The sequence below is a fragment of the Streptomyces decoyicus genome (genome assembly GCF_019880305.1).
Classification (GTDB): Bacteria; Actinomycetota; Actinomycetes; order Streptomycetales; family Streptomycetaceae; genus Streptomyces; species Streptomyces decoyicus.
Map to the genome: position 1 here is coordinate 5,083,493 of NZ_CP082301.1, position 12,535 is coordinate 5,096,027.

General features: G+C 72.9%; 9 protein-coding genes. 4 read left to right on the forward strand and 5 right to left on the reverse strand.

Annotated elements, in window-relative coordinates:
- The first annotated feature begins 371 nt into the window (after window positions 1-371).
- A complete protein-coding gene (locus K7C20_RS22475; protein WP_030087372.1) occupies window positions 372-746 on the forward strand; it encodes an STAS domain-containing protein in 375 nt (124 codons plus the stop codon).
- 207 nt (window positions 747-953) lie between these two features.
- Here K7C20_RS22475 and K7C20_RS22480 read toward each other — a convergent pair whose 3' ends face one another.
- The 4 genes from K7C20_RS22480 to K7C20_RS22495 form a co-directional block, all read right to left on the reverse strand.
- Entirely contained in the window at window positions 954-2,237 is a 1,284-nt protein-coding gene (locus K7C20_RS22480) for a sensor histidine kinase (RefSeq protein WP_409351316.1), read from the reverse strand.
- Window positions 2,234-2,896, reverse strand: a complete 663-nt coding sequence (locus K7C20_RS22485) for a response regulator (protein WP_030087368.1) — start codon at window positions 2,894-2,896, stop codon at window positions 2,234-2,236. Before K7C20_RS22485 ends, K7C20_RS22480 begins: the two co-directional genes overlap by 4 nt.
- 570 nt (window positions 2,897-3,466) lie before the next feature.
- Window positions 3,467-4,486 carry a hypothetical protein gene (locus K7C20_RS22490; protein WP_245171156.1) on the reverse strand — a complete coding sequence of 340 codons (1,020 nt, stop codon included), beginning with the start codon at window positions 4,484-4,486 and terminating at the stop codon, window positions 3,467-3,469.
- Between the two features lie 256 nt (window positions 4,487-4,742).
- Window positions 4,743-5,213, reverse strand: coding sequence for a hypothetical protein (locus tag K7C20_RS22495; protein WP_030087364.1), 471 nt, complete (start codon window positions 5,211-5,213; stop codon window positions 4,743-4,745).
- A 108-nt stretch (window positions 5,214-5,321) separates the two neighbouring features.
- Here K7C20_RS22495 and K7C20_RS22500 point away from each other — a divergent pair, with 108 nt between their 5' ends.
- The 3 genes from K7C20_RS22500 to K7C20_RS22510 all read left to right on the forward strand — a co-directional run bounded on the left by K7C20_RS22500 (window position 5,322) and on the right by K7C20_RS22510 (window position 11,335).
- Complete coding sequence (locus tag K7C20_RS22500; RefSeq protein ID WP_053209232.1) at window positions 5,322-7,583, forward strand: serine/threonine-protein kinase; 2,262 nt, start codon at window positions 5,322-5,324, stop codon at window positions 7,581-7,583.
- A 129-nt stretch (window positions 7,584-7,712) separates the two neighbouring features.
- A complete protein-coding gene (locus tag K7C20_RS22505; protein ID WP_053209231.1) occupies window positions 7,713-9,410 on the forward strand; it encodes a succinic semialdehyde dehydrogenase in 1,698 nt (565 codons plus the stop codon).
- Window positions 9,411-9,430: 20 nt separating this feature from the next.
- Window positions 9,431-11,335, forward strand: coding sequence for a GMC oxidoreductase (locus K7C20_RS22510; RefSeq protein ID WP_078953182.1), 1,905 nt, complete (start codon window positions 9,431-9,433; stop codon window positions 11,333-11,335).
- A 69-nt stretch (window positions 11,336-11,404) separates the two neighbouring features.
- Here the strand turns inward: K7C20_RS22510 and K7C20_RS22515 are convergent, their stop codons facing one another.
- On the reverse strand, window positions 11,405-12,502 hold the full coding sequence (locus K7C20_RS22515) for an LPXTG cell wall anchor domain-containing protein (RefSeq protein WP_053209230.1): 1,098 nt from the start codon (window positions 12,500-12,502) through the stop codon (window positions 11,405-11,407).
- Window positions 12,503-12,535 lie beyond the last annotated feature (33 nt).

A 12,535-nucleotide genomic window follows, 5' to 3' on the forward strand; every position in this document is an offset into this window, starting at 1 on the left:
ATCCGCCGTGTCAACGAATGTAATGCGCGGGTCCGACAACGCACGCTCCTTTGCGGCAAACCGAACCCTGAGAGGTACGGGGATGGTAAAGCCCTGACGGTTTGGTGCCCTCGCTTTGTGGCGATAATGCCCGATCGCAGCGGATCGATGCTGATCGTTCGTGTCCGTATAGGGCGATGTGTTATCCGTGTGTGACCGGATGTCGGCGAAAAGCTGAGGGTGTCGGGGCATAGCCTTAGGCGGACGGCCTGTTGCGCCAAGGATTCGGAAGAGTTTCAGGGGAGAGGGGCCGGGCAGTCGAGCGGGGAAGGATGAATTCCGGATGCGGTCCGGCTCATCCGGTACGAAAGCGAGCGAAAGGCTTCGAGCGCGTGTCGTTGAAGGTGGCAGAGGACGAAAAGGGCCCCTGGGCCGTACTCCAAGTGTCCGGGGAGATGGACCTGGTCACGTCACCGGCGGTGCGCCAGCATGTGCACGACGCGGTGGCGGACGGCCGGAGATCGCTGGTACTCGATCTCTCCGAGGTGCGGTTCTGCGATTCCAGCGGTGTCGGCGTGCTGATCGCCGCCCGCCGTCTGATGCGCTCCTGTCAGGGGCGGTTGCGGCTGATCCTGCCCGCGCAGGGCGCCGTGGACGGCTCGCACGTCAACCGTGTGCTGGCCGCGCTGGGCGTACGGCGGCTCTTCGAGGTCTACCCGGACCTGCGCACCGCCGTCGACGAGGCGGCCGCACCGCTCTCCGCCTGACACCTCCCGGGACGCGCCCCCGCCGGGATGTCCCTCCCGGGACGCGCCCCCTCCTGTTCACACGAGCAGCCCTTCGCCTCGCACGGGCCTGCGGGCTCACGGCCTTCCGCTCACGGGCCTTCCGGCTCAACGGGCCTTCCGGCTCACGCGGCCCCTTTGCCGCACTCGCGCCCTTCCGCTCATCCGCTCTGCCCGCGCCGGCCCGATTCACCCCGCTCCGTACGGGAATTCCGCCCGTACGACGAAGCCGCCGTCGGAGGTCCGCCGCGCCTCCAGCGTCCCGCCGAGGCTCTGGGCGCGCTCGCGCAGCCCCACCAGGCCGTGCCCGCCCCCGGGAAGCGCAGGGACCGTCGCCGTCGCGTCCGGCGGCCCGTTCCGTATCTCCACCCGCAGCCCGTGCGTCGCACGGTTCTCGTCGGCCGCCTCCGCCCCGTCCGAGCCCTCGCCCCGCACCGCGTCCACCGGATCCACCCGCACCCGCACCTGTGCCCCCGGTGCATGCTTGCGGACGTTGGTGAGCGCCTCCTGGACCGTACGGAAGGCCGCGCGCTCCACCGTCTTCGCCCCGCTCGCGCCGCCGGCCACCACACCGCCCTCGTACGTCACATCCAGCGCGCTCATCTCGATCAGCCGCGGCAGCTCCTCCAGATCGGGCTGGGGCGCCAGGCCCCGGGCCTCCGCCGCCTCGCCGCCGTCCGCCCGCAGCACGCCCACCATGTGCCGCAGTTCCTCCAGCGTCCGTACGGACAGCTCCCGGATGGTCCTGGCACCCGCACGCGCCTCCGCGTCGTCCGTGCTGACCTGCACCGCCCCCGCCTGAAGGCTGATCAGACTGACCTGATGGGCCACCACGTCGTGCATCTCGCGGGCGAGCCGGGCGCGTTCGGTGGTCTTGACCCGGTCCGCGAGCAGCCGGTCCTCACGGCGCAGGCTGCGGGTCAGGTCCTCGACGCGGGAGGCCAGTTCCCGGCGGGTGCGCACCAGCAGTCCCAGCGCGATGGGCGCGGCCGAGGTGACGCTCGCGTCGATCAGCACCAGGGTGTTCTCGCGGTACGCGGTGAGTTCGAGGTCGGAGATCGGATACGGGAAGAAGTGCGCGGCGATCAGCAGCAGCGCACAGATGCCGAGCCGGACCCGGCCGGGCCGGCGGGCGGCCAGGGTGTAGAGCGCGATCATCGGCGCGAACCAGATGTAGCCGATGTAGAGCCCGGGGAGGGTGAAGAGGAAGACCAGCAGCGGGAAGCGGCGGCGCATCAGCAGGGCCGCCGCGGCCACCATCGAGACGCCCACTTCCAGGTCGAACTCGACGCCGTTGACCAGCATCGCGTCGGCGATCGCGAGCAGCAACGGGACCGCCAGCGGCGCGGCCTTGCGCAGCCGCCGCCCCAGCGTCCCACGCGCCAGGGCCTGCCACACCGCGGTACCGCGCGCCGCCGGCCCCCGGCCGGCCGTCCGCGGGCCGCCGCCCCGTCTGCCGCTCCCGCCTCTCACCACGCACCCCGCGGATCGCCCGTCACCAGACCGGCACGGTCGGCGACGATCGCTGCCTGGATGCGGTTGATCCCGCCCAATTTGCCCAGCAGGGCGCGCACATGGTCCTTGACCGTACTGGGGGCGAGCCCCATCCGGTCGGCAATCTGGGCGTTGCCCAGGCCCTCCCCGAGCAGGGCCAGCACCTGCGACTCCCGCGGCGTGAGCCCGCTCACCGCCCGGTTCGCGGCGGCTTGGTCCTCGGCGGTCAGATAGCCCCCGATCACCGCGCGGGTGACCCCCGGATCGAGCACACTGCCACCCTCCGCCAGCGTCCGTACGGCCCGTACGAGTTGTTCCGGATCGGAGTCCTTGAGCAGAAACCCGGCCGCGCCCTCGCGCAGCGCCGCCGTCAGATACTCCTGGGCGTCGAAGGTGGTCAGCATCGCCACCGTCGGCGGCTCCGGTGCGGCGCGCAGCCGGCGCAGGACGGTCAGCCCGTCCACGTCCGGCATCCGGATGTCCAGCAGCACGACGTCGGCCGCGCACCGCAGCACGGTCTCCACGGCCTCGGCCCCACTACAGTCCGCGACCATCTCGATGTCCGGGGCGGTCCCCAGAATCATCCGCAGTCCGGATCTGACCAGCCGCTCGTCGTCCACCACAGCGACACGGATCACCGGCCGCCCCTTTCTCCTTCGCACCCACCCGAGCTCGCGGAACCACCCGGCGCCGCGCGGTTCCGTTTCCCTGTCACCCGGGACCGCCCTGCGGCGGACCCGCACCCCCGCCGAGCGGCGGGGGTGAGCCCGCGACCTCTGGAGGATGCCGCGGGGAGCTCCCCACGGGCAGAGTGGTTCTCATGCTGCACCACTGAAGAGGCCACAAGCCCAGGACGCGTTGCAGTTCACATTGGCGGCCGCCGCGACCCCCACACGCGGCGGCCGCTGCGCGCGTGCGGGGGCGGTTCGGAGGGGGATCTCCCCCGCACGTCCGGCAACCGTCCTGGCATGCCCTTAAAACCCCTGGTCAACCGGGCTTTCATCGCTCCGTGAGCGGGCGCCCCGGCAGTGGGCGGACCCGTGCGGCATCCCACGGCACCGCGCTGAGCCGATCCGACAAAAGCCGCAACTACCGCGTGTCCACCGCCGGATCGTCGAGCAGGTACCCGCGCGTGGTCCGGCAGCGCGGCACCCACCCCGAGCCGCCGACCGCGCCACGTCCGCGCACGGCGCGGTACGCCGTCTTCCCTACAACCCCCCGTTGCGCCCGACCGCCGCCGTCCGGAACCCCTCCGTCCGCATGCCGCCGTACGGGCCGAAGCCGCGTCCGCCGGCCAGGACGACCACCGAGGTCATGGCCGCCAGGGCGTAGGCCGTCGTGGCGAGCGACAGGGCGCCCCCGGGGGTCTCGAAGGAGCGGTTGAAGAAGTCCGTCACGGTCAGCCAGACGACCATCCGCACGGTCACATACAGCTCCAGCGCCGCGAACACCAGGAGGGCACCGCGCACTTCCCGCCGCCCCCGGCAGGCCAGCACGCCGAGGACGAAGAGCACGAGCACCGACCCGACGGTGGTGAACTCGGTGGGCGCCGCCAGGTGGAGCGTGCCGAGGACCGAACCGTCGACCACCGCGCGCAGATAGTGGCCCGCGCCCTCCCCGGTCAGATCGCGGACGGCCCAGCCGATCCGTGCCAGGCCCATCAGCAGGAACAGCACCCCGCAGATCCGGGACGAGCGGCGCCACCACGCTTCCGGGTCGTCCGCCGCCCCCGGAGCGCTCGGGTGCACCCCGCGGCGCCGCTCGGTGGCCGGGAACATCGCGAGCAGCACCACCAGCGCCACCACCAGCCCCAGGCCGCGGGTGGCGAGCGCCCAGCCGCCCAGCGGGTCGTGGCGGTACTGGTCGCGGTAGGCGGCGTCGAAGAGGCCCAGTCCTTCCCGCAGGGAGACGGCGAGCAGTACGAAACCGGACAGCAGCGCGGCGGAGCGCGCCACCCGCCGCTGGGCCAGTGCCAGCCCGGCGATCACCAGGCACGCGACGGTGAAGGCCCACTCGTGCGGGCCGAGAGTCTGGGTCGCGAGGGAGGCGCCCGGGTTGAACATGCCCTCCAGGAAGTCCCAGGCGTTGCCGTCCCCCTGGCGGATCCCGTAGACCGTCCAGGCGGTCAGCGCGCCGGAGTAGACGGCCAGGGACAGAGCGGTCGCGAGGTAGGCGCCGCTGTGCTCCGGGGCGGCCCGGCCCGGAGCGGGGCTCGGACGGACATCCACCGTTCCACCGTCCTGCATCACCACGACCGACCCCCGATCCGCCTCTCGTAGCCGCCCTACGGGTCGTTCCCGTACGACAGCCTCACTGTGTCAAGGACGGTGGTGGAGCAGGTGGAGGTTCCACCCCGTGTGTCGTGTGGTCGGTTTGCCGGGTGGGCCGTGTGACGTGCGGTCAGGTGACCGGGGGTGGACGTGTGACGTGTGGTCAGGTGTGTCGTGGGGTTACGTGTGTCCGTGGGGCCCGGGTTCCGGATGATCAGTGCACATGCCGGGCGGTGGCCGCGATGAAGTCCCTTATGCCCTGGCGGGTGGTGGCCCGCAGGGCGGTGAGGGCCTCCTGGTCGCGGGCCCAATGCAGTTCGGTCGTCGCCGACATCACCTGCTCGCTGCGCTCCAGTATCTCGGCGTCGTCGGTCACCATCTGCGCCCGGAACATGGCTTCTTGGGCGGTGTAGCGGGTCTTGTACACCTCCTCGCGCAGCTCAGGGGAGTCCTCGTCGCAGCGGCCCTCCTCGTGGAGCACGAACCAGCGGTGGACGAGGACCCGCCGGTAGTCCAGCAGCGCCCCCGCGTAGGCGCAGTACGCATCGATACGCTCCTGCCGCAGCCGCTCCGCGCGGGCGAACTGCTCACTGCGCTCCGCCGCCCGGCTCTGGAAGAAGTGGGTGATGCCGGAACCCAGCAGGGTGCCGATGACGGCCACAACGCTCGCAACAACTGCCTCCATGGGGGCAGTGGACCACAGCGGTCCGGACCGGCGTCAGGCCACGGGCGACCATGGCCGGTCCCTGGGGTGCGCCCTTCCGGTGGGGGGCCGGTGCGGCAAGATGGGGCCATGGGGATCATCGGGGGCGAGGGCCGGCTGATCGGGGGCCGCTACCGCCTGGGAATACGGCTGGGACGCGGCGGAATGGGCACGGTCTGGCGCGCCACCGACGAGATCCTTGGCCGCCAAGTGGCAGTCAAGGAGCTGCACTTGGACGAGGGGACGACCGAGGCCGAAGCGCGGGTGCAGCGCGAGCGGGCGATGCGCGAGGCACGGACGGTCGCCCGGATCAAGCACCCCAATGTGATTGTCGTCCATGACGTCGTCGAGCAGGACGGCCGGCCGTGGATCGTGATGGAGCTGGTGGAGGGCCCGTCGCTGGCCGACCGGCTCCAGAGCGGCGGGCCGGTCGCCCCGCGCGAGGCGGCCCGGATCGGCGTCGCGCTGCTGGGCGCGCTGCACGCCGCGCACGCCCTCGGGGTGCTGCACCGCGACATCAAGCCCGCGAACGTCCTGATGGAGTCGGACAGCGGCCGCGTCGTGCTCACCGACTTCGGGATCGCCCAGGTTCCCGGCGTCACGACCCTGACCGACGCCGGCGGCTTCGTCGGCTCACCCGAATACACCGCGCCGGAGCGGATGGCCGGCCGCGGCGCCGGGCCCGAGGCCGACCTCTGGTCGCTCGGGGTGCTGCTGTGTGTGGCGCTCAGCGGCGAATCGCCGTTCCGCCGCGACTCGTTGGGCGGCGTGCTGCATGCCGTCGTGTACGACGAGATCGAACTCCCCGAGGCCGCCCGCCCGTTGCACGCCGTCGTGCACGGGTTGCTGGAGCGGGACACGGGGCGCCGCCTGGGGGCCGGCGAAACGGAGCGGCTGCTGCGCGGCTATCTCCAGTCGGGCCGCGCCCCGGAGCGTGGAACGGGCGGACACGGGGGGCACGGCGGGCACGGGCCCAGCCCCGGCCGCTTCCCGGGCCACGGTCTCGGCGGCGGGGCAACGGGCCTGGCCGCGCAGGCCGCGGAGGCCGTGGCGGGGGCGGAAGCGGGAACGAGTGGGCCGGTGGGGCCGAAGGGGTCCGGCGGAGCGCCGGGAGCGGCCGGATCGCCGGGAGCGGGCGGCCCGGCAGGAGCGGGCGGCTCGACGAGACCGGGCGGACCGCCGGGAGCAGGCGAATCGCCGGCACCGGGCGGCTCCCCGGCACCGGGCGGCTCCCCGGCACCGGGCGGCTCCCCGGCACCGGGCGGCTCCCCGGCACCGGGCGGGCCCCGCCCCGGCGACCCGGCGGCTCCGCCCCACCCCGGGTCCGGCGCCCATGCCTCCCCGTACGACGGACCCGGCGGCGGCCTGCCCGGCGAGCAGCCGCCCAACGAGCACCCGCACCACGAACCCCGCCCCGACCAGCACTCGCACCACGAACACCGTCCCGACCATCACCCGTCCCATGAACACCCGCCCGGCGAGCACCCGCCCGGGGAGGGCCCCCTCACCGCGGATACGCCGCCTTTCCCCGCCGGCCCGGCTCGGGCGTCCGACGGAGGCGGCGCCGGGCACCCGGGAAGACGGGCGGGTGGCCGCGGCCCGGCCGCGCCGATCCGTGCGGCGCTCGACGACCGGGCGCTGGCCGCGGCCGCCCGCCCGCACACCGGCCGCACCCGCACCGTCCTGCTGGTGGCGCTCGCGGCGGTGCTGATCGGCGGCGCGGGCGCGGGCATCGCCGTCCTGCTGATGAACGGGGGCGGGACCGGCGACGGTCCCGACGGGCGTGGCCGGCCCAGCCGCTCCCAGCAGGCCTCGGACGCCGGGCCCACGCGGCCCACCGGCCCCGGCACGGCGAAGCCCACCGCCCCGGCCACCTCGTCGCCGTCCCCCGGTGCCACCGGCAAGGTCCCGGCCGGCTACCGCCTCGTGAGCGACCCGGCCGGCTTCGTGCTCGCCGTACCGGAGGGCTTCACGCGCTCGTACGAGAACGAGCGCGTCTACTACTCCTCCCAGGGCGAGCGGTTCCGCATCGGCATCCAGCTGCAGAAGCGGGTGCCGGAGGGGCCGCTGGGCGCGATGCGTACGGCGGACGCGGAGGGGCCCGTCCACTACCCCGGCTACCGTCAGGGGCAGGTCACCGAGACCACCCACAACGGACTCCGGGCCGGGCGCTGGGAGTTCGTCTGGGACGGCGGTGCCCAGGACGGGGGCCCCCGGTACACCTACGACCTCAGCTGGGACGAGGGCGGCAGGATGATCGACGTGTGGATCTCCTCCCCGGTCGGCTCGCGCACCGAGGCCGAGCGGCACTTCGACACCGCGCTCGACGCGTTCCGGCTGCCCGGGGCCTGACCCCGGCCTCCCGGTCGTCCCAGGCCGGCACCCTTGCGGCCAGCGAACGCTGGCACGATTGTGCGTACGGCGTGAAAACTCATTACTCCCGGGTACACAAAGCGTCCGGGGAGGAATACGCTCGCCGACATGACGGACTCGCAGGACACCGGAACAGCGCCCACCGCCGCCGACGAGGCCCCCGCCGAGGCTCCCGCAGCCCCCGCAGCAACCGCCACCGACGAGGCCCCCGGCGCGCCCCTCGAGGGCAACCCGGTCGCCCCCGCCCCGGCAGGCGCCCGTACGGCGGCGGACGTGGTCACCCCCGAGGTCGCCGCCCGGCTCACCCGCGGCGTGGTGGGCAGCGGCCGCACCGCCAACCACACCCCGTTCACCGGGGAGAAGCTGGCCGACCTGCCGGAGTCCACCCCCGAGGACGTCGCCACCGCCTTCGAGCGGGCCCGTGCCGCCCAGGAGCGCTGGGCCAAGGTCCCGGTCAAGCAGCGCGCCGCGGTCCTGCTCCGCTTCCACGACCTGGTGCTGCGCCGCCAGGCCGAGGTGCTCGACCTGATCCAGCTGGAGACCGGCAAGGCGCGGCTGCACGCCCATGAGGAGGTGCAGGCGGTCACCGTCACCGCCCGCCACTACGGCCGCAAGGCCCACGCCTACCTCAAGCCCAAGGCCCGCACCGGCGTCGTACCGACCCTCACCAAGGTCACCGAACTCCGCCAGCCCCGGGGCGTCGTCGGGCAGATCGCCCCCTGGAACTACCCCTTCGAACTGTCCGTGGGCGACGCCCTGCCGGCCTTCGTCGCGGGCAACGCCGTCGTCATGAAGCCCGACACGGAGACCGCGCTGACCGCGCTGTGGGCCCGTGAGCAGCTCATCGAGGCCGGGCTGCCGGAGGACGTCTGGCAGGTCGTGCTCGGGGAGGGCCCGGTCGTCGGCCCCGCCGTCGTCGAGCACGCCGACTACGTCTCCTTCACCGGCTCGACCCGTACGGGCCGCGAGGTGGCCCAGGGCGCGGCCGCCCGCCTGGTCGGGGTCTCCCTCGAACTCGGCGGCAAGAACGCCATGCTGGTGCTCCAGGACGCCGATGTGGAGAAGGCCGCCTCCGGCGCCGTCCGCGGCTGCTTCTCCTCCGCGGGCCAGCTGTGCATCTCCATCGAGCGGCTGTACGTCCACGAGTCCATCGCCGACGACTTCCTCCAGCGGTTCGCCGCCCGTACGAAGGCGATGCGGCTGGGCAACTCCCTCGCCTACGGCGCCGACATGGGCTCGCTGGTCGGCGAGGGCCAGCTGGAGACCGTCACCCGCCATGTCGAGGAGGCCGTCGCCAAGGGCGCCGAGCTGGTCGCCGGCGGCCGCCCCCGCCCCGACATCGGCCCGCTCTTCTACGAGCCGACCATCCTCGACGGCGTCCAGGCCCCGATGGCGGTCTGCGGCGAGGAGACCTTCGGCCCGGTCGTCTCGATCTACCGCTTCAGCGACGAGGACGAGGCGGTGGCGCTCGCCAACGCCACGCCGTACGGCCTGAACTCCAGCGTCTGGACCAAGGACGGCCGCCGCGGCCGCGCGGTCGCCGCCCGGCTGCGGACGGGCACGGTCAACGTCAACGAGTCCTACGCGGCCGGCTACGGCAGTGTGCAGGCGCCGATGGGCGGCATGGGGGACTCGGGCCTGGGCCGCCGGCACGGATCCGAGGGCATCCTCAAGTACACCGAGGCGCAGACCGTAGCCCAGCAGCGGCTGATGCCGCTCGCACCGTCCTTCGGGATGACCGACGAGAAGTACGCACAGTTCATGACCCGCAGCTTGCGCGCGATGAAGGCGTTCCGACTCCGCTAACACCTCAGCAGGGAGAGCCAGTGCCCCAGGAGAACTCTGCCCGAAATCAGGACCGGAACGGCGACCGGGACGCCCATGACACCCACGCTGCCCCTGACGCCATCGATGCCCCGGACGCCAACGGCTCCCAGGACGACGGGTACGACTACGACGTGCTCGTCGTCGGCTCCGGCTTCGGCGGCTCGGTCTCCGCGCTCCGGCTGACCGAGAAGGGCTACCGCGTCGGCGTCCTCGAAGCCGGCCGCCGCTTCACCCGCGAGACGCTCCCGAAGAACTCCTGGGACCTCAAGAGCTATCTGTGGGCCCCCGCCCTCGGCCTCTACGGCATCCAGCGCATCCACCTGCTGGGGAATGTCATGGTCCTGGCGGGTGCCGGGGTCGGCGGCGGTTCGCTGAACTACGCCAACACCCTCTACGTACCGCCCAAGCCGTTCTTCGACGACCCGCAGTGGAAGCACATCACGGACTGGCAGGAGGAGTTGAAGCCGTACTACGACCAGGCCCAGCGGATGCTGGGCGTACGGCTCAACCCCACGATGACGCCGTCCGATGTGCATCTGAAGGCGACCGCGCAGGCCATGGGCGTCGGCGACTCCTTCCACATGGCGCCGGTCGGGGTCTTCTTCGGGGACGGCCGGGACGCCGTCGGCGAGGAGGGAGCCGAAGCCGCGAAGGCGGCGCCCGGAGAAGAGGTCGCGGACCCGTACTTCGGTGGCGCGGGCCCCTCCCGCAAGGCGTGTACCGAGTGCGGTGAGTGCATGACGGGCTGCCGCCACGGCGCCAAGAACACCCTCAACGAGAACTACCTCTACCTCGCCGAGCGGGCGGGAGCCGTCATCCACCCGATGACCTCCGTCGTCGCGCTCACCGAGGACTCCCGCGGTGGCTTCGCCGTCGGCACGCTGCCGACCGACAACAAGAAGAAGGGCGAGGGCCGTACGTTCACGGCCCGGCGCGTGATCATCGCGGCCGGCACCTACGGCACGCAGAGCCTGCTGCACCGTATGAAGGACAGCGGGCGGCTCCCGTACATCTCCGGCCGGCTCGGCTCGCTGACCCGTACCAACTCCGAGGCGCTGGTGGGCGCGCAGACCGACAACCGCCGCTACCGCAAGCGGCACGGTGCCCGGAAGGCCGACTTCACCAAGGGCGTGGCGATCACGTCGTCGATCCACCCCGACGAGAACACCCACATCGAGCCGGTGCGCTACGGCAAGGGCTCCAACGCGATGGGTGGCATGACGATCCTCCAGGTTCCCTACCGGCCCACCGGACGCGTCGCGGGCTGGCTGGGCAACGTGGCCCGCCACCCCTGGCTGGCGCTCCGCTCGCTCTCCAACCGCCGCTGGTCGGAGCGGACCATCATCGGCCTGGTCATGCAGTCCCTCGACAACTCCCTGACGACGTACCGGAAGCCGAAGGGGCTGGGCAAGGGCCTGCTCACCGCACGCCAGGGCCACGGGGCCCCGAACCCGACCCAGATCCCCGAGGCCACCCGGGCGGCGACGCTGCTGTCCGAGGAGATCAACGGCTTCGCGGGCTCCAACATCGGGGAGCTGATGGGCACTCCGCTCACCGCGCACTTCCTCGGCGGCTGCCCGATCGGCGACTCGGGTGACACCGGTGTCATCGACCCCTACCACCGTCTCTACGGCCACCCGGGCATCTCGGTCGTCGACGGCGCCGCGGTCTCCGCCAATCTCGGCGTCAACCCGTCCCTGACGATCACCGCGCAGGCCGAGCGCGCGATGTCGCTGTGGCCCAACAAGGGCGAGCCCGACCCGCGCCCCGCCCAGGGCCGGGCCTACGAGCGGCTGGCCCCCGTCGAGCCGGTCCGCCCCGCCGTTCCCCGAAAGGCGTTCGGCGCGCTGAAGCTGCCCCTCCTGGCCGTCCCGCCGGTACCGCCGAAGAAGTCCCTGACGTAGGGCTGTTGCCCGCGCACGAGGGAGGGCCGCACCCGGTCCGGGTGCGGCCCTCCTCGGGTGCGCCCGCCGTTACGCGGCGACGGCACCGTCCGTCTTACGACGCCGGACCACGAAGAGGGCGCCCGCACCCACGGCCATGGCGACACCGCCCACGATGCCGATGGCCGGCAGTGCGGAGGAGGCACCGGTCTCGGCGAGGTTGCCGGTCACCGGCAGCTTGTCCATGCCGTCCTTCGGCTTGGTGGTGTTGACCGGCTTTCCGCCGCCCTGCGTACCGGGCTTGTTGCCGGGCTTGCCGGGCTTGGCCGGCGGGATCTCGCCCGGCTTGCTGCCGGCAGGCAGGATCGTGAAGTCGTACCACTGCTCCTCGGACCAGCCGCAGGAGCCGTCCTTGTTCTGGTAGTCGCCCGCCACCAGCGCGAAGCCGTCACCGGCCTCGGCGCCCTTGTCGGCGCGGATCCGCAGCTTGAGCTGCGCGGTCTGGTGCGCGTCGAGCTGGAACCAGCCGAAGTACTGACCGTCGGTCCACTCGTCGAACGAGGTCCACTTGCCGGTGTCCGGGTGCTGGTACTCCAGGTCGAGCTGCGACTTGGGGTGCTCGATGTTCCCGGTCGGCACCGCGTAGAGGACCGGGTAGACCTCGTCCAGCGTGTGGTCCGTGGTGTTGGCCAGGTGCACGCTGAAGCCCTTCCAGCCGCCGCCCGCGACGAGCTTGGAGGGCAGTCCGGCGACGGTCACCTTGATGGCGGCGTCGTCGACGGTGCAGTCGGGCTCGTCCCCGGGCTCGCCCGGCTTGGTGGGCTCGGCCGGGGTGGTGGGCTTGGGGGAGTCGCTGGGCTTGGTGCCGCCGCCCGGCGTGGCCGGGGCGGCCGGGGTGGCCGGGGTGGCCGGTCCGCTGTCGTCCCCGTCCCCGGTCTCGCCGCCGGACTCGGTGTCGTCGCCCGGGGTGTCGTCGCCCGGCGCGGTCTCGTCACCGGTGCCCGGGGTTTCCGGCTGCGCGGTGGTGTCGTCGGACGGGTCCGAGCCGGGGGTTCCCGGGGTCGGCTCGGCGCTCACGCCGGCCTCGGCGTCGGGGCCGGTCGCGAACGCGGCGGGGGCCGCCAGCAGGGCGGCGGGGGCTATGACGGCCGTCGCGGCGGCAGCCGTCAGGGCACGGCGAAGCTTCATCGAGAAGACCTCTCGGGTCCAAAGTGTCGTGGG

Coding starts and splice junctions, on each gene's coding strand:
- K7C20_RS22495 (WP_030087364.1), bottom strand. CDS start 5,213: ATGGAGGCAGTTGTTGCGAGCGTTGTGGCCGTCATCGGCACCCTGCTG.
- K7C20_RS22505 (WP_053209231.1), top strand. CDS start 7,713: ATGACGGACTCGCAGGACACCGGAACAGCGCCCACCGCCGCCGACGAG.
- K7C20_RS22515 (WP_053209230.1), bottom strand. CDS start 12,502: ATGAAGCTTCGCCGTGCCCTGACGGCTGCCGCCGCGACGGCCGTCATA.
- K7C20_RS22500 (WP_053209232.1), top strand. CDS start 5,322: ATGGGGATCATCGGGGGCGAGGGCCGGCTGATCGGGGGCCGCTACCGC.